The organism is Coleofasciculus sp. FACHB-1120 (genome assembly GCF_014698845.1).
GTDB lineage: Bacteria > Cyanobacteriota > Cyanobacteriia > Cyanobacteriales > FACHB-T130 > FACHB-T130.
The window spans coordinates 78,531-96,415 of sequence record NZ_JACJTV010000017.1 but is presented as its reverse complement, the minus strand read 5'-3'; the positions used below and the strand labels follow the sequence as shown (position 1 = coordinate 96,415).

Genomic DNA, 17,885 nt, shown 5'->3' with positions numbered 1-17,885 from the left:
ATCGCACCCCCTCTACAGTTTACTGTAGCTGCCGTAATACTTTGATTTGTGAGGTGTTGAGCGTGGATGAGTTGACAAAAGCGTCGAGATAAGGAGGCTGATTTAAATAAATTGATTGAGGCGGTGTCTCGGTAGCCATTCTCTTGGCTTTTTCTTTAATTGATTTGAGTACCAAACGAACTACCCATGAAGAGAGTTGCGGATTGTCATCTATTTCGGTCATCAGAGCATCTAGATCGTTAACAATCGCCATCATTGGGTAATTAATGTCTTTTTGCATGACTTTGATACTTTATTTGCAAAATTTGCTCGATTTACGCCTAAATCGCTCAGATTGAGCGAATCGCGTGTTCTCGTTGCGGTACTTACTTAAAATAAAAAACTTTCGCGTAGCCCACAATCGTTGTTGTGTCACTCTCTTAGGCGACTGTCTACCCTAATGCTGTTTGCTTGTTGTTTTTTAGCCGATGTGGTTGGCTAGCCCTTGCTGTATCAGCACTTGTGCCTTGGAGAAGAACTAGCGATCGCGCTTTGAAGTCCGAATAACTACCGCCTCTGCCAGTAGACAATTCTTTAACCGGCACACACAATCAAATTGAAATTTTTTTTCCTAAAGTAGAGGAGAGGAATCAATCGGAGTGAGAAAGCCATGTCAAATCCGCCTGATTCGCCGCCATTAAGCGCAACCCTACCCTGATAGAGCCTACGGCTCCAGCTTTCCTTGCCAAGAGCAAGTAGGGCTTAGGGTAAGGTTATGGTATTGCCCACCCCTACTTAACTCAGATGTGAATAAAAAAAGGGGGACTTTTCAGCCCACCCTCCAAGAGACTATTTTCTAGGTATTAGCCCAGCAGAGCTTTCGCCTTTGCTACTACGTTATCAACATTGAAGCCGAACTTCTCTAGAGCAACTGGCCCTGGAGCAGAAACGCCAAAGCGGTCAATGCTAATCATCGCGCCTTCATTTCCGAGGTAACGGCACCAGCCGAAACTAGAAGCGGCTTCTACAGCTAGGCGCTTAGTGACAGCCTTGGGCAATACAGATTCCCGATAAGCTTCATCCTGCTCGTCGAACAGCTCCCAGCTGGGCAGGGAAACGACACGGACTTTCTTGCCTTCGCCGCGCAACTGGTCTGCTGCCTTGGCGCAAAGTTGCAGTTCGCTTCCGTTGCCAATCAAGATAATTTCAGGCGTACCATCGCTATCGGAAAGGATGTAACCACCCTTAGTGGTGCCTTCAATCGAAGTGCCAGCCAAGTTGGGCTGTGCTAAACGAGACAGTGCCAGAAGGGTCGGGCGATGTTGGTTAGCCGCCTCAATCGCCACTTTATAACAACCAGAGGTTTCGTTTCCATCCGCAGGACGCATTACCGTTAGCTGGGGAATAGCCCGCAGGGAGGCAATCGTTTCCACAGGTTGGTGAGTGGGGCCATCTTCACCCAACTGGATTGAGTCGTGGGTCATTACCCAGATCACGCCCGCATGCGAGAGAGCTGAGAGGCGAATCGCTGCTCGCATATAGTCAGCAAAGACTAAGAAGGTTGCCCCATAGGGAATCAAACCTGTGCCGTGCAGGGCAATGCCATTACAAATCGCTCCCATACCGTGTTCGCGGACACCAAAGCGCAGGTTGCGATTTTCGTAGTGACCTTTGAGGAAGTCGCCAGAACTCTTGATTAAGGTCATGCAGGAACCAGCCAAGTCAGCTGAACCGCCTAGGAGTTCGGGTAAAATTCCAGCTAGGGAATTTAAGCATTTGCCAGAGTGATTGCGGGTAGCGTCTGCTTTGTCTTCTGGAGTGTAGGTAGGGAGAACTTTGTCCCAACCTTCTGGCAGTTTGTTGCTGATCAGCCGTTCTAATTCAGCAGCTTCCTCTTCATATTTGGCTTTGTAATTTTCCCAGTTTTTGTTCCACTCTTCCTCATACTTAGCGCCGCGCTCGATTGCCTTGCGCCAATGGTTGAGGGCATCTTCTGGAATGTCAAAAGGCTCGTATTCCCAACCCAGATGCTCGCGAGTCGCTTTGACTTCGTCGCCACCCAAAGCGGCACCGTGGACACCGTGGGTGTTGGCTTTATTGGGGGAACCGTAACCAATCGTAGTGGCGACTTTAATTAAGGAAGGCTTATCAGTAACAGCTTTAGCAGCTTCAATTGCTTTGTGAATTGCCTCTAGGTCGGTGTTGCCGTCTTCTACGGTTTGGACGTGCCAGCCGTAGGCTTCATAGCGCTTGCCGACATCTTCGGTGAACGATAAATCGGTATGACCGTCGATGGTAATTTTGTTGTCATCGTACAGGGCAATCAGTTTGCCCAGTCCCAGGTGTCCAGCTAGGGAACAAGCTTCGGCAGAGACGCCTTCTTGGTTGCAACCATCACCCAAAATCACATAAGTGTAGTGGTCTACGATCGTATGATCGGGCTTGTTAAATTTAGCTGCTAGGTGAGCTTCAGCCATTGCTAAGCCCACAGCGTTAGAAATTCCTTGACCGAGAGGGCCTGTGGTGACTTCTACCCCTCGAGTCATGAAGTTTTCCGGGTGCCCAGGAGTTTTTGATTCCCACTGCCGGAACTGTTTGAGGTCTTCAATCGTTAGATCTTCGTAACCAGTTAAATACAGTAAGGCGTACTGTAACATTGAGCCGTGACCGGCAGAGAGGACGAAGCGATCGCGATTGAACCATTTGGGATTTTTTGGGTTATACCGCATAAAGCGATCCCAAAGCACAAATGCCATTGGAGCCGCGCCCATTGGTAGCCCTGGATGCCCTGATTTTGCTTTCTCTACGGCGTCAATCGCCAGAAAGCGGACGGAGTTAATACAAAGTTCTTCGAGTGATTGGGTTGCAACGGCCATAATCTCTTCTACTTAACGACGGTTTAGCACGCTAATTGGCTGAGCGGGAAGTTGAATGCTCTGGATCGCCCTAAGCACCCATTAACCGATCATCCCATTAGCCGGATGGATGGGCAAGTCGTGGGCAGTCTTAAGGGATCGCCATTGCCATCGAAATGGGTGGTCTTGCTTACCCCATCTCGATTCGGAATAGGAGATCCCGTACTTTGTGAGAAACAGGATAAATTATAAAGGGTGAAGGCTTAAATATTTTCTCCTTCACCCGACCCGCTGATATTTTTATCGCTCCTATCTGTACTTTTTAAATGCGAGTGTCACGTTGTGACCGCCAAACCCGAAAGAGTTTGACAACGCCACCTCAACTGTTTGAGAGCGACTTTTGTTGGGTACATAATCCAGGTCGCATCCGGGATCGGGGTTTTCTAGGTTGATGGTGGGAGGAATCTGGTCGTGGGCGATCGCCATCACCGTAGCAACTGCTTCAATCCCGCCAGAACCTCCTAGGAGGTGCCCCGTCATCGATTTGGTGGAGCTAATCGCCACTTTGTAGGCAACACTCTCACCTAAAGCTTTTTTGATCGCTGCTGTCTCAGTCACATCGTTGGCTGGTGTGCTGGTTCCATGAGCATTGACGTAGCTAACTCGATCGGGAGCTAATCCTGCATCTTTCAAAGCTAGCTGCATGGCTCTGCTAGCTCCTTCACCACCTGGAACGGGTGCAGTCATATGGTAGGCATCGCAAGTCATGCCGTAACCGACAATTTCCGCATAAATCCGAGCGCCACGGCTCAAGGCGTGTTCCAGTTCTTCCAAAACTAAAATGCCAGCGCCTTCGCCCATGACAAAGCCATCGCGATCGCGATCGAAAGGACGACAAGCATGAGCCGGGTCATCGTTGCGCGTCGAAAGTGCCCGTGCTGAAGAAAATCCAGCCAACGATAAAGGTGTCACGGCGGCTTCGCTACCGCCACAAATCATCGCTTGGGCATATCCCCCTTCAATCAGGCGAAAGGCATCTCCCACCGCATTAGAGCCAGAGGCACATGCTGTCACTGGGCAAGAGTTTGGCCCTTTGGCACCCGTGTGAATTGCCGTTAAACCCGCTGCCATGTTGGCAATCATCATGGGAATCATAAACGGGCTACAGCGGTCGGGACCACGACTCAAGTAGATTTCTTGTTGGTCTTCCAACACTTTAAGACCGCCCACCCCGCTGCCAATAATGACGCCTACTTGTTCTGCGTTCAGCTCATTAATGACAAATTGAGAGTCTGCGATCGCCTGCTTGCTCGCAGCTACCGCAAATTGAGCAAAGCGATCCATCCGCTTTGCTTCCTTACGCTCCAGGTATTGGTGGGGGTCAAATCCCTTGACTTCACCAGCGATGCGACAATCATGCCGGGAAGGATCGAACAATGTAATCGGGCCAATGCCATTTGTGCCGCTCAACAACCCTGACCAATAATCTGTCAAAGTGTTGCCTATCGGTGTAATCGCGCCGAGACCTGTTACAACAACGCGCTTCCGTTCAAAATTTGTCATTATGCCAGTAATAGATGGGTTTTGCACCCAAAACGCAAAACAGTAATAGGACCGAGGAAAGAAGAGTCAGAACTAAGTATCTATTTTTATTTTCAACTTAGGACTTCCCTGTGGGCGAGTTTTGCACTGAGTTTTAATTAGTTTTAATTAACGCGCCCGAAGAAAATTCTTCTTTACCCGCCCCTACAGCATTCAGCACGATTATTTATGCCGAAGCCGCCACTTTGCCAGTGATGTAGTCCACAACGGCTTGAACGGTGGCAATTTGCTCAGCTGCCTCGTCTGGAATTTCGATATCAAACTCTTCTTCCAATGCCATCACGAGTTCAACCGTATCGAGGGAATCCGCTCCCAGATCGTTAGCAAAGTTAGCTTGTGGCGTGACTTCGTCGGGAGCAACCTCCAGTTGTTCCGCCACAATCTTCTTGACTCTTGCAAAAATTTCCTCTTGGCTCATATTGATCCTCTACCCATTCCCTCAAGCTATGTTCTTAGGGTTATACGGTTCTAAGCATTTCTTCATCTTATCTGAAAGAGGGGACAACAAAAGCGATAGATAGTCGCTTCTCTAAGTGGCACTGTTCTATCGAAACTTAAACGAATGTCACCAGTTGCCCCCAGTATGGGATGGACGAGCGATGATAGGGGTAAAGGGAGTGCTGAGAACTGTTAGCGTAGAGGCGTGACAGCGCGGACTGAGTGAAAAAAGTAATTTTTTGGCTCCTCCTAGTTCCTGACATTTCTCTGCTCAGTCCTCAGTCCTGAAATTCTCAGTCCTTCTGAAGTGCCTGTGGTCTTTCATCAAAATATGGCATCCCCGACTCTTAAATATGCTTACTTTCCCGGCTGCGTTGCTCAAGGGGCTTGCCGGGAGCTTTACCAGTCTACAGCAGCCCTCACCAAAGCCCTGGGCATCGAACTGATTGAGCTAAAAAAAGCTGCTTGTTGTGGTTCTGGTACCTACAAAGAAGACTCTCAACTCCTAGAAGATACAATCAACGCCCGCAATATTGCTCTAGCAGAAGAACTGAATCTGCCGTTGTTAACCCATTGCAGTACCTGCCAGGGCGTCATTGGTCATGTAGATGAGCGTTTGAAGGACTCCCAACAATCAAACCCGGCTTATATAGAGCAGGTGAATGGCTTACTGAAGAAAGAAGGCTGTTCTCCTTATCAAGGCAGTACAGAAGTCAAACATCTGCTTTGGGCATTAGTCGCCGATTATGGACTAGAGGAGTTGCAAAATCGAGTTAGCCGCAAACTAGCTGGATTGAAGTGTGCGGCATTTTATGGCTGCTATTTGCTCCGCGCCCAAACTCATATCCCCTATGACGACCCTCTCCAACCCGAATCGATGGAAAATGTGTTTCGGGCAGTAGGGGCGACGCCAGTTTACTACCGAGGACGCACCCAGTGTTGCGGATGGCCTCTTTCCAGCTATGCGACTACGCAATCTTTCAAGATGGCGGGGTCGCATATTCAAGAAGCTCTCGATGCGGGTGCCGATTGTATGGTGACGCCTTGTCCCCTGTGCCATCTAAATCTTGACTCCCGTCAACCGGAGGTTGAAAAAACAATCGGGCATAAGTTGGGTTTGCCAGTGCTGCATTTACCACAGTTAATTTCTCTGGCGTTAGGAATTAGCCCAGAGCAGCTCGGTTTGGATAGACACATTGTCTCAACTCATCCGGTGTTGGAAAAATTGGGCTTTTAGCGGGTAGGGTGGGCTACTTTACCCCTAGCATCGGTGTCTTCTAAGTTTTCGGTGTCGTCTAAGTTTATAGAAAATTCACCACTTTGATTGTTTCCTAGGAACTGTCTTGAGGGCTTGGCAGCGCAAGGCAGTTTCTACAAAATCTGACAATTTGAAGTGACATGACAAAGGCTTTCAGGTTAAAAGAATGTTAGCGTCGGCATAAGTTTATAATTCCGATTAGGGATTGAAATAAGCGATGGATTTTGAACCAGAAGTTACTGCAACCTCAATGCCCGAAGCAGCTGAATTTGCTGAACCACCAGAGCGAAGCGCCTTCGGAGCTGCAACGGTAACGCCTTTGGAGTTTCTGCGAGACACCGAAGGGTTGCTGCGACGCAAAACCTTAGCAACTCTGTCGCCGGTTTTGCCGCCGCCAGTGGCAATCAGTTTGCAAGATGCCTCCGAGGTTGCTGATGAATCTCTCAACCAACTGGCAGAGATTGACTTGGATGAAATCAGCGATGAGGAATTAAAACCAGCTCGTATTCTAATTGGTTTGACTTTTTCTGGATTTGGGGCGCTTTTTCTGGTTTTGTTGCTGCTTTATTTGTATCTCTTGCATCCAGAACTTAGCCCTGTTGAGCAGGTACGGGAATATTGGTATCAGTATATTTGGTTTGTCTGTTTGGGTGTTGCCGGAATGATGATGCTAGGTCGAGAGGCAATGCGTCCAAAAGATTAAAAATCAAATTTTTCAATTCTTAATTTTTAATTGTCAGGGTTCTGAAAGTAATCATTGTGGCTAAACCAAATATCCAAAAATTAACCGCTGTAGCTAAACCAAATATTCGCTGTAGCTAAACCAAATATTCAAGTTATCTAAGTGGCTTAGACCAATATTAAAAGCTTCTCAACTACCGGAAGCCTTTTCTTCGATTGCCCAAGGCTGTTGCTGTGTAAACGTTCGGTAGCGCGTTTTTACCATTTGCACGATAGCGGTTCTAAATCTAGCGAGGTACAAAATGACAGGCTAAAATGCTTGCTGAGTAGGAGTTCGGTGTACTTCACACAAGTAAAAAAATGCAATAACTCAGAGCCTATCAAAGTCCCCAATCTACCATTAGAACCATCGAACTATTGAGAATCCCGGAAGGGACTGGTTTAAATTACTTAACTTAGAATTGAGTAAGCCAAGGTTTCATGGTTTATTATCACTGAATCCAATCTTTATAAAATTATTTGCCGTTTCTGCACCAATGGGATGAATTTAAAATGACATAGAAAGAATTTTTTATTATTTTTATATGTTTCTTGAAAAATATGGATATTTTGCTTGTTGAGGATGAACCAGAAATTGCCAAACTCATCCAAATGACTTTAGAAAAAGAGGGGTTTTCCTGTCATCTGAGTCGCGATGGTCTGAGAGCTTTACAAGTTTTTCAGGAGCAACAACCAGATTTAATCATTCTCGATTTGATGTTACCGGGTTTGGATGGGCTGGAAGTGTGTGCCAGAATACGACAGAAACCGGGAGCGAAAGATCCCTATATTTTGATGCTGACGGCTAGAGGTGAAGAAATTGACCGGGTAATTGGTCTTTCTACGGGTGCGGATGATTACCTTGTCAAGCCGTTTAGCCCTAGAGAGCTGGTTGCGAGAGTTCGAGCGTTACTGCGGCGTAGCCTGCGTCAGGGCGGACAACATCAGGTTTATCGCACTCAACATTTCATGGTTGATGTAGAGCAGCACTCTGCTTCTCGTCAACTGAGTCCCCATCCGTGGGAAGCACTCGATTTGACTACGTTAGAATTTAATCTCTTGAGTACGTTTATCAGTCATCCTAGTCGCGTCTGGAACCGAACGCAGCTCATTGAGAAACTTTGGGGGAACGATTTTTTTGGTGATGAACGGGTGGTGGATACTCATGTGGCTCGGTTACGGAAAAAAATTGAACCGGACCCAGCTAATCCCACCTTTATTAAGACAGTGGTTGGTGTGGGCTATAAGTTTGAAGATTCACCTCTATAAAATGCCCCGGAATAAAATGGGACTGCGATCGCGCTTGTTTCTTTCCCATCTCCTAGTGATGATGGTAGGAGTGGGTAGTCTACTCGTTATCAGCAAACTGTCTTCTCCCCGCTTTTTTATCGTTCAGCTTGAGCAAATCGAAGTCAGCGGCATACAGGTACGCTATGCTCGCAGGCAGCTGGTAAGAGGGTTTGAAACAGCTTGGAGTCGCAGCACTTTCTTGTCATTTATCGCGGGTGCTACAGCTGCTGGTGGCTTGAGTTACTGGGTATCTCGCCGAATTACCCAGCCTTTGACCCAGATGGAACAAATTACCCGCAAGTTTGCTGCTGGGCACTTGGATGAGCGACTACCGAAGAGCGAAATTCCAGAACTCAACCGCCTGGGTGCTAGTTTTAACCGCATGGCGTCTAGTCTTGAAGGGGTGGAACAGCGGCGGCGTGAACTGATTAGCGACCTAACCCATGAACTCCGAACGCCCTTGACGGTGATTCGTGGATACCTGGAGGAGATGGCTGATAGCCGGATAGAACCATCGCCAGAAGTTTACCAACGGTTGGTTCTGGAAACAACCCGGCTAGAGCGGTTAGTTAACGATTTGCAGGAACTCTCTAAAGCAGAGGCGGGGTATTTACCAATTAATCTCCAGCCGGTCAATCTACGACCTTTATTAGAGTCTTTGTTAGAAAAATTTTCTGACCAAGTGCTGGAAGATGGGCCGGTACTGCGATTAGACTGTCCGCCCCAGTTGCCTCTGGTATTAGCTGATATTGACCGTGTGGAGCAGGTGCTGGTCAATTTGTTGGGAAATGCACTGCTATATACCAGTACTGGTTCGATTACGGTCAAAGCCTGGAGTGAACCAAAACGCCTCTGGATTGCTGTAGTGGATACGGGTCAAGGAATTGCACCAAAAGATTTACCTCATATTTTCGAGCGATTTTGGCGGGCTGAGCAGTCTCGAAGCCAAAATTCTAGAGGAACTGGCATCGGTTTAGCGATTTCCTCCCGGTTGCTTGAACTGCAAGGCGGTCAAATTGAAGTAGAAAGCGAACTGGGAGAAGGTAGTACGTTTCGTTTTTTCTTGCCTTTAGCTTGATGGTTGTACTTAAGCTAATGACTGTACGGGGCTTTTGTTGGAGCGCTCAACTTTTATAGATTTCCTAGCTAACATACCGTTCCTTGTTGCGCTTCCCACTTCCTACGGTTGGAGGGCAAGTGTGTAATGTCGAAATTTTATGTAAATGGCAAAGGAAGGCTTGATAAATAATATAGGGACATGGCAAAGCGGAAGTTAACTTTAGCAATAACGTTGATGGTTTGTTATTAGCTCCTTGAATTATAAATTTTCGAGATAACTTGCTCCTATTGTTGACATAACAGGCTACGGTCTGAGAATGGGAGAAAATTCTTTAACGTTAAGTTTTGTTAAGCAATAGAAATTCCCGATCTCTGGCACGGGAATGCTCAATAGAGAGAGATAAAGGACTCCGGATAAACTTATGATCTGTATAGAAGTGATTTACCTGTTGATAGCGGCTACTTTGTTTACCCTCTGGCTAGAATTGTTTAAGCGCGATCGCAGCTGGAATACAGAGGAAAGATTTTCATCTTTTATCACTTTGACGGTCGCAACAGTTTTCTGGCCTCTGGTTCTTCCCATCGCTTACATAGAAGTCTTGAAAACTAAACAGAAATTATAATATTGAGCTGTCGTAAGAAGCGCGAGTGAAGTTTGCCTAAACCTACTTGCGCGGGTTTCCAAAGTTCGCGTAAATTAATCGCGCCTGCCAAAACCACTTGTTTTTGGCAGGCGCGACTCGTAAATATTAGAGTTCAGCCAACTCTAACCAAAAGGCGCTACCTTCACGAGCTCTTGGAGAGCCACTAATCCCGGATTTCCAGATTGTACTGCTGGCAGAGGGCTTTTATTTTATCTGTTAAGCGCGATCGCACGCTCTCTGGCGATATCACTACACAGTCTGGCGCATACTGCATAACTTCTCGAATAAACCAGAAGGTACTCGATACCCGCCGAACAACGCGCCGCACTCTTTGCCTGTCTGCTAACCAATCATTAAAAGTATCTTCAGGTTTAACTTGATAAGCAAAAGCCAAGCCACTCATTAAATACATTTCTACTTCTATTTCATCCAAGTTAGAACGCCAGTGACCTTCAACAGGCACAACACCAGCAGCTTCGGGAATGCGATCTAAACGCAAACTCCAGTTGTGTGATAGCTCTGGTATATCCAAGTTTCCCTCTGTCTCCTCACACCAACAATCGAGATATTCTCGTTTTTCGTGAGGGGCTACTTCAGCATGGCGAACCGTGAAGTGCCACAAGCGATCTGCTGCATCTTGGTAAGAAAGCTGGAAAGGTTGGTGGCGCAAGATATAGCGATCGATTTCTAACCGCCAAGGTGGGGGTAGGTTTTCTAAAAAACGTTCGATTTCTCGTCGCAGGGGTAACGATAGTTCGCTGCGTTCCAAAAGTATGTTGGCAATAATTTGGGCTTGCTCGATCTGTCCGAGGTCGCTCAGAGCTTTGATAGAACGCTGTAGCGCTTTGATGCGAGCTTCCGACCAATTGTGATTCGGAGCGATTTGGAGGTGGCGACGGGCGATCGCTAATACCAGCTTAGAGATGTTAGGGCGTTCTCCCCACATCATGCCGAGTTCACTAGCGATCGCTTCTAACTCGGCTTTGTCGTGTTCTGAAATTGACAGGGTTATAGACTGACCTTTTCGAGTCATTTTATACGGACACTTTTATACGGATAAGTCTTGTCAACCTCTATTTTGAATGCCAATATGGGAATCAACAACAAGTCACGGACACAAAGTAAGTATATGTCCGATTACCAGATCACTCTCAAGCCTGTTTACTCCTGTCCCGCCTCAGAGACACCAAAAGACGTGAAGCTACCCGATGGTTGGGCATCACTTTCCTGGCATCAAGTCGCAACGTTGGAGGCAATACGCGACCCGGATATCGACGTTATCTTTAATACTGCCATGACGGGCGACGGAAAAAGTTTGGCAGCTTATTTAGTGACATTGCTGACATATTTTTGTGCGATCGGGCTGTATCCAACTAATGAACTTGCTCGTGACCAAGAAACACAAAATCAGGATTATAGTGAACAATTTAAGCCTGATATTAAGCCGCGTGTAGTCCGGCTCAGTGGACAAGAGTTAGAGATATATGCTGAAAATGAGGGCTTAAAAAAAGCAGCAGCGATCGAGTCTCGTTCTGGTAACTCAGAAATTCTCTTAAGCAATCCTGATATTTTTCACTACTTGCATCAAGGTGCATATTTAACTCGTGATGATAGTCCTGACAAGCTGTGGAACCGGATTGACAAGGATTTTGATCTATTTATTTTTGATGAGTTTCATGTTTTCCAGGCTCCGCAAATTGCCAGCGTGATTAACACAATGCTGTTAATCAAGAATACCAATCGCTACAAAAAGTTTCTATTCCTCTCAGCGACTCCGAATAAACAACTGATAGAGCGACTAAAGTTAGCTGGATTTCGGTGCAAGGAGATTAACCCAATTGAGGAGAATAAATATCAGTTTCCAGATACAGAGGCCCAGTGTCACCAGTTACAAGAAGAAGGATGGCGACAGGTATCACGAGAAATTTCTCTTCAGTTTATCTCTTTGGAATCCAGCAATAAGGCTTCTGAAACTTGGTTGAAAGATAACAGTAATCTCATTCTGACTCACTTTCAGCAGCATCCAGGTAGCAAAGGGGCAATCATTCTCAACTCGATTGCTGCGGTGAAGCGTCTTACATCGTTCTTTCGGGAACTGTTGCAGCCTTATGGTTTGGTGGTTGGGGAGAATACGGGATTATCTGGGAAGCAGGAAAAAGAGCGATCGCTACAAGCTGACTTAGTTCTCGGCACTAGCACGATTGATGTCGGCGTTGATTTCAAGATTAATTTCCTAATTTTTGAATCAGCTGATGCAGGTAGCTTCATTCAGCGCTTAGGAAGATTAGGGCGACATGACGGCTATAAACGGAATGGACAGAAGATTACTTTTGAAACTTTCACAGCATACGCACTCGTACCCAATTTTATAGTGGAAAAGCTGTTTCTAGGTGACTCTCCACCTTTAGAGGCAACTAGCATTTATGACCGTTCCTTTTTTCACAACCAAATTCGTGAAAACTACCGCAGGATTAATGATTTTGAAGGCTATTACTCTCGCTGGGGTGCCGTGCAGTCGGTGATGCTTTGCCGGAAGTTGGGACATAAGACGATCGTGCAGCAGTATAAGGACAGTCAAAAGGCATTTAAAACAGCTTGTGAACAAGTGTTTAAAACAAGTTTGGGTAGGGTTGCGGGTAACATGAAACAATGGGCAACTGAATGGCAGGAGTTATCAGGTAAAGATAAAGGAAATCCTATTGCAGAGGATGCTTCTAGTTTTCGAGGCTCTAGTCCTCTTCAGTGTGGGATTTACGATCTAACAGAACCGAATGAGGTAGATAGATTTAAAACCTACGATTTACCAGGAATTTTAAGCAATCTGGAAATTGAGGTGATGACAGAAGCAGAGTTTATGCGATCGCTTCTTCAAACCGCTGAACGGCTGGGAGAACCTATTCCCAAAGGTCCATTTGCACACTGTCTCGCCTTTATGAAGTTAAAGGCTTATCGGGAGGAACGGCTGAACTGGCGATTTACCTATTCAGGCAAGTTGGACGCGATCGCAGATGCTTGGAAGGTTCAGGTTTTGATTGGTATTGAGGTTTGGCAACCCGACAACTATTGGATTAGTGAGATTAACAAGCGGCTGAGGAAGCAAGCTTTAGTCAGTTATGTGCTGCGTCGTCCGGTTGCGGAGGTGCGATCAAGGCTTAGACTCCCCATGCACTTTGCAATTTACCCAATCAGCGATCAGTACAGTTTTCACGATGCAACTGCACCTTATTCTATTGCCTTCAGTCAGTCAGCTTTACTGCTAGATACGCTTGCTTACTCGTTCAAAAGTAAAGGAGATGAAATATGGATTGCTTAGGGTTTCAATCCCTGATAGGGATTTGGCTCAAACTGAAAAGTGGAGGCAGAGTAGAAGACAACGCAGGCTTACAGTCAACTTTTTCAATCCCTGATAGGGATTTATGGAACTTCTGTAGAGAGTTGGCTGGTTGCTCTTGCCTCCGCCTACATTATACTAGAGGGGGCTTTGCCAGAATTGCAACATCTCTATTCAATCAGTAGAAATAGCGCAAGCAAGAGAAGAGAGATTGGAGACGTTAGTTGATCTGTAAAGCCTGGAGTATGTCTTCTAATCTGTATTCCAATCCAAGCTAGCCATGAAAAAGCTAACTCAACTGCCCAGCCAGAATGCCGACCTGTACCTGATCCGCCATGTACTAAGCCAACTCAGCCATTTAGTTGACGCACTTGAAGCAGAGCGGCGACAGAATGCCCTCCAAGATGAACGACTCTCTAACCACGACAGTCGGCTCAGTGAGTTGGAGGAGAAGCATAAAGAAATTATGCAAATGCTTCACAATCAGCAAACTCAAAGTCAGAGTCAGCAGATTCAACTTGAGGAGTGTCAGGAGTCAGCCGACTTTGCGGTAAGGGGAATTCGTCACCTTACACACCTGGTTGGTGAAAAAGAGGCTCTAGAGGAGCGAGTAGCTTTTTATTGTCCAGCTGACTAAGCTACCTCTTGCAGTTTATAGACCATTTGAATCTACTTTTACTACAGAGGTCAACAATGAATGAGCAAAAACTAATAGAGAGAATTACAGTCAACCCCAAAATCTTTGGAGGTAAGCCGATTATTCGGGGTCGTCGGTTGGCAGTTGAGCATATTTTAGGAATGCTGGCGGCGGGTGATACCGTCGAGACTCTGCTGGAGGGTTATCCCTGGTTAGAACGGGAAGATGTGCAAGCTTGTTTAGTCTATGCGCGTCGGTTAGTCAGCCACGAGCGAATTGAACTTTTACCTGTGGAGTCTCAGGGGTGAAGGTACTTCTAGATACTTGCGTATGGGGTGGGGTGCGAACCGAGTTAGCAACTGCTGGTTATGACGTGGTGTGGACTGGAGATTGGTCTGAAGATCCAGGCGATGAGGAGATTTTGGCAACAGCCTACAGCGAAGGTCGGATTTTGGTAACTCTCGATAAGGATTTTGGAGAGTTGGCAATTGTGCGGGGAACTTCTCACTGTGGCATTTTGCGCTTGGTTAATCTCAGTGCCAGACAGCAAGCAACTGTTTGTCTGCGGGTGCTTGAACTTTACGGCAATGAATTGACATCTGGCGCAATTGTAACTGCCGAATTAGGCAGGGTGAGAATTCGACCACCGGATGAAGCTTAATCAAGGTATTAACATGGTTCCTAGAGAAAAAGCTGAACAATTAAATCTATTTGATTTAAACTCTGAGCAATCTGATAGTCCAGAAGATGATTGGTTGCAGGATGATGACCTAGATTCGGAATTTGAACTTAGCGATCGCACTATTGAACCTCAAGCGCGTGAGTTACTGACACTCAAGCTACTGCGAGAAGCAATTCAGACTCAGAATCCTGGCGATCGCGTCATGAGTGACTTTGCAGAGTATGTCTTACCACACCTGCTACGAGTGGCAATCGGCGTTACAGCAAAAGGTGGTAAGTTTTTTGATGAACTCGATCGCAAAAATGAAGCGGAAGGAAAAAATAGAGTTCGACGAGACAATGCAGGCGATCAATCGCTCAATACCCATTTACTCAATGGACTATTTCCAGCGAATTTAATTGAGCAACGGTTGGAAAAACTTAATACCACTGTGCAGCGAGTGGTGCGAGAACTAGAACGCCGGATGTTAATTGCTGGGTTTATTCTGCATGACTTTGAGAAATTCCCGGATGCTCCTGCTGATTGTCGCAAGCTACCGCTAGAACAGCATCGTCAAATTATTGATGAAAAAGTTCGTCAGCTAGGTTTGGGTCGCTTCATCAATCCTGATGATCCAGAAGCTTATCGAGAGTATCTGGATGATTTGCTCTGTATCGCTTATAACGCTCAACGGCGTTGGGATACGAACTGGAACTTTTCGGAGTTTGGACTAAATCCAGTATTACGCGATCGCACCCTTCGCGCTCTCTCCGACTTAACCTGTTTAGCTGATTCCCTAGCTTCAATTATCAAACATCCCCAAGATGCTGAAAATACAAGGCTAAATGAGTTAATCCATAGCCTAAGTGATGGACAACTAAAATTTACTTACCACAGTATTGCAGAGAACCGAGGCGTACTCACAAATGTAGTGAATAACGCTTTGATGGAAGCGCACATTAGCCTTAATACGGAGGATTGCACCTACTATGAACCACTGCTATATCTGCCAACTGGTGTAATCTATTTAGCTCGGCGGGATGCGCCCCCTGTTCCAGTTGAGGATGTACCAAAACGGGTGGTAACGAAGATTAAAGAACTGTGTGCAAGTCAGCTACGGAGTCGGCAAACAGGTTTTAGCAGAGATGGCAAAGGAATGAAATATGCAGAATATTACAACTTGTTTTTTGACGATACAGGTTTAATGCAAGTCGCCCTGAGTGCCACACTGAGGATTCTAAATCCCATTAAAAGTTCTGTTGCCAAAAGCCGCAGTGATAACCTCATCAAATTTCAGCAGCAGAATGTTTTGTCGGCTGATTATAGTTTCAAGTTTGATGACGACATTCGGATTGACCAGATTGCTGAATTTGGAGATTTAATTAGTCGCAAAATTTGGGAAGAACGGGTTAATCTAATTGAAGTTGAGCGGAAGAAAGATAAAAAACTCCCAGAATTACCTCATCTAGATATTGTCGAGGAAATTGCTAAGTTTTGGAACCTCTCAGAGTATTTACCTCCAATCCGCGAAATTCAGCGGATTAATGAAAGCCTGAAAGAACACAAACTAAAGGGCAATACTGGCGGCGTTCCTTATGAATGGTACTACTTAGCAGCAAAGTATTTAAAGACCCATCCTGGTTTAACTCCAGAGGATGTGCGTCAGATTTGTGAGGAAGCGATCGCTCACATTTCCCAACTCATTAAACCCATTGTTTCACAGTACCAGTTACCTGATGGTTGGGATGATTTGCGGCTTTGGGTGACGCGAGTTGTCATGCTACCCGGAAAATCCACATCTACCAAAGCATCTGCTGAAGTATTCCTACAGGAATTGTCAGGCTATCAGTTAGCTAAAAAACAGGGGAGAGGACGACAGCTAATCTGCTCGATTTCTCATTCTCCCTATACCGTAACTGAGCAGATGGAGTCAGCGGTTTTATTTACACCCCAGGTTTATACCAATAAACAAATGTTGGGTGGTTCTAACGCTAAACGCAATATTTCTAGTATTGCAGGTTTAGAGATGATGCTGAGGCAAATTCTGATGAACCAGACGCAGGCGGTGGGTAAGCGATTTGAGGATGGGAAATATCGCTATCTTTATTTCTACCCCACTTATTACTTCACGCCAGAGACAAACAAGTTTCTACAAAAGGCATACAACGGTATTGCTCAAACTCGTTTTGATACTAGCATTCGCAATCACTTTATCAGTAAAGATTTGCAAGCGAATTTAGAACGCGATCGCTACCAAAGTGTAGATGCTTTCCTAATAAATGAAAATATCGAACCAGGGAAAGACCGAACCTTCAAACTTTCTTACCCAGAAGACCAGCCGCTAACATTCTACTTCATGGCGCTGCCCCCTGGTCGAGATGGCACCGATACGGAATCTTGGGTAATGCCTAGCTGGTTAGCCTTTGCTTTCCCGATGATTCTGGATGTCAAAACGGTAGTTTCAGAGTCGCCAATTCCGCCATTTAATGATGGTGCGGAGTTTGAAGAAAGCGTATTTCTCGATAGTGCGCCACAGGCGTTTAGAGTGCTGATGAAACGCGATCGCTTCCGTCTTGACTACATTCTTGAAGGCTGGACGGAAGACGGGAAGGAATATTCCGCACCCCTTAATGTTCTAACAGCCGCCTATGCTATTCACCTTGATGTTAATGCTAGACAGGGAAAATCTGGTTATGACTCCAACTGGGGACGTTTTACAGAACTTGCAAAAGATTTTGAAACCAGTCCACTCTATGTATTTAGCTACTTAAATCGTTGGGTGCGTAACCAAAATGTTGAAACAGCACGAATTGAGAAAGTCAAGCTTTATGCCTATCACTTTTATCCCTGCTTTGACCCTTACGCTAAATATAATCCTAATTCGGAGGAATTGACTGTGGGAGAAGAATCAAGTTTAAATCATCCCAAAAAGCTGACGGAATTATATCGCAAATTTTACAGAGCTAATAAGCGATATAATCCCAAGGCAAATGCAGTATTAAAGCCTATTGACATTTCTGCAAAAACTATTCTTGAAGCTGATTTAAGTTTTCAAGGTGGAGTGATGGTTGATATGGTGGCGGCTGAAGTTTCTAAGTTGATGGATCGTGTTCATGCTTCTACAGCAGAGGGGCGCTGGATATTTAAGAAGCGGGAAGAAGAACGAGAGGCAATTTTGGATTTTGCTCGATACTTTGTTGAGGAGGTATTTGAGAAATCTTTTGCAGGCGATCGCGCTCGTCTTGCAGGTAGACAAATTAACTTAATTCGAGATACTTGTGAGTTTCTATATCGTCTAGAAGATGACAAAGAAAATCGCGACAGAATTCAGCAAGCTGCTGATGACGAAAGCAATGATGTAGCTGCGGGTTTAGCAGATAACCTTTGACTGTAACCGATAAATTTTGCAAC

At 45.8% G+C, this 17,885-nt stretch carries 15 protein-coding genes; 10 read left to right on the top strand and 5 right to left on the bottom strand.

Annotation, left to right across the window (positions count from 1 at the left end):
* Positions 1–19: 19 nt before the first annotated feature.
* The 4 genes from H6H02_RS16295 to acpP form a co-directional block, all read right to left on the bottom strand.
* Positions 20–280, bottom strand: coding sequence for a hypothetical protein (locus H6H02_RS16295; protein WP_190819578.1), 261 nt, complete (start codon positions 278–280; stop codon positions 20–22).
* A 562-nt stretch (positions 281–842) separates the two neighbouring features.
* Positions 843–2,855 carry a transketolase gene (tkt, locus tag H6H02_RS16290; RefSeq protein ID WP_190819576.1) on the bottom strand — a complete coding sequence of 671 codons (2,013 nt, stop codon included), beginning with the start codon at positions 2,853–2,855 and terminating at the stop codon, positions 843–845.
* A 288-nt stretch (positions 2,856–3,143) separates the two neighbouring features.
* The gene (gene fabF, locus H6H02_RS16285; protein ID WP_190819573.1) at positions 3,144–4,397 is read right to left on the bottom strand and encodes a beta-ketoacyl-ACP synthase II; all 1,254 of its coding nucleotides are present in this window, start codon (positions 4,395–4,397) and stop codon (positions 3,144–3,146) included.
* Positions 4,398–4,602: 205 nt separating this feature from the next.
* A complete protein-coding gene (acpP, locus tag H6H02_RS16280; protein ID WP_190819571.1) occupies positions 4,603–4,854 on the bottom strand; it encodes an acyl carrier protein in 252 nt (83 codons plus the stop codon).
* A 351-nt stretch (positions 4,855–5,205) separates the two neighbouring features.
* Between acpP and H6H02_RS16275 the strand changes: the two genes are divergently transcribed.
* The 5 genes from H6H02_RS16275 (at position 5,206) to H6H02_RS16255 (ending at position 9,824) form a co-directional block, all read left to right on the top strand.
* On the top strand, positions 5,206–6,111 hold the full coding sequence (locus H6H02_RS16275) for a CoB--CoM heterodisulfide reductase iron-sulfur subunit B family protein (protein WP_190819569.1): 906 nt from the start codon (positions 5,206–5,208) through the stop codon (positions 6,109–6,111).
* A gap of 238 nt (positions 6,112–6,349) precedes the next feature.
* Entirely contained in the window at positions 6,350–6,835 is a 486-nt protein-coding gene (locus H6H02_RS16270; RefSeq protein ID WP_190819567.1) for a hypothetical protein, read from the top strand.
* A gap of 578 nt (positions 6,836–7,413) precedes the next feature.
* On the top strand, positions 7,414–8,121 hold the full coding sequence (locus H6H02_RS16265) for a response regulator transcription factor (protein ID WP_190819565.1): 708 nt from the start codon (positions 7,414–7,416) through the stop codon (positions 8,119–8,121).
* Position 8,122: 1 nt separating this feature from the next.
* The gene (locus H6H02_RS16260) at positions 8,123–9,220 is read left to right on the top strand and encodes a HAMP domain-containing sensor histidine kinase (RefSeq protein WP_190819563.1); all 1,098 of its coding nucleotides are present in this window, start codon (positions 8,123–8,125) and stop codon (positions 9,218–9,220) included.
* A 403-nt stretch (positions 9,221–9,623) separates the two neighbouring features.
* Complete coding sequence (locus H6H02_RS16255; protein ID WP_190819561.1) at positions 9,624–9,824, top strand: hypothetical protein; 201 nt, start codon at positions 9,624–9,626, stop codon at positions 9,822–9,824.
* 184 nt (positions 9,825–10,008) lie between these two features.
* Here the strand turns inward: H6H02_RS16255 and H6H02_RS16250 are convergent, their stop codons facing one another.
* Positions 10,009–10,878 carry a WYL domain-containing protein gene (locus H6H02_RS16250; protein WP_190819560.1) on the bottom strand — a complete coding sequence of 290 codons (870 nt, stop codon included), beginning with the start codon at positions 10,876–10,878 and terminating at the stop codon, positions 10,009–10,011.
* Between the two features lie 96 nt (positions 10,879–10,974).
* On the opposite strand from H6H02_RS16250, the gene cas3 reads away from it, so the two are divergent.
* From cas3 to cas10d, 5 genes are all read left to right on the top strand, one after another.
* Positions 10,975–13,158, top strand: coding sequence for a type I-D CRISPR-associated helicase Cas3' (gene cas3, locus H6H02_RS16245; protein WP_190819637.1), 2,184 nt, complete (start codon positions 10,975–10,977; stop codon positions 13,156–13,158).
* Positions 13,159–13,456: 298 nt separating this feature from the next.
* Positions 13,457–13,813: a hypothetical protein gene (locus H6H02_RS16240; RefSeq protein ID WP_190819558.1), complete on the top strand. Its 357-nt coding sequence runs from the start codon at positions 13,457–13,459 to the stop codon at positions 13,811–13,813.
* 56 nt (positions 13,814–13,869) lie between these two features.
* Positions 13,870–14,121, top strand: coding sequence for a DUF433 domain-containing protein (locus H6H02_RS16235; protein ID WP_190819556.1), 252 nt, complete (start codon positions 13,870–13,872; stop codon positions 14,119–14,121).
* Positions 14,118–14,474, top strand: coding sequence for a DUF5615 family PIN-like protein (locus tag H6H02_RS16230; protein WP_190819554.1), 357 nt, complete (start codon positions 14,118–14,120; stop codon positions 14,472–14,474). Before H6H02_RS16235 ends, H6H02_RS16230 begins: the two co-directional genes overlap by 4 nt.
* Positions 14,464–17,862, top strand: coding sequence for a type I-D CRISPR-associated protein Cas10d/Csc3 (cas10d, locus tag H6H02_RS16225; RefSeq protein ID WP_242040740.1), 3,399 nt, complete (start codon positions 14,464–14,466; stop codon positions 17,860–17,862). The genes H6H02_RS16230 and cas10d overlap by 11 nt, the downstream gene beginning before the upstream one ends.
* Positions 17,863–17,885 lie beyond the last annotated feature (23 nt).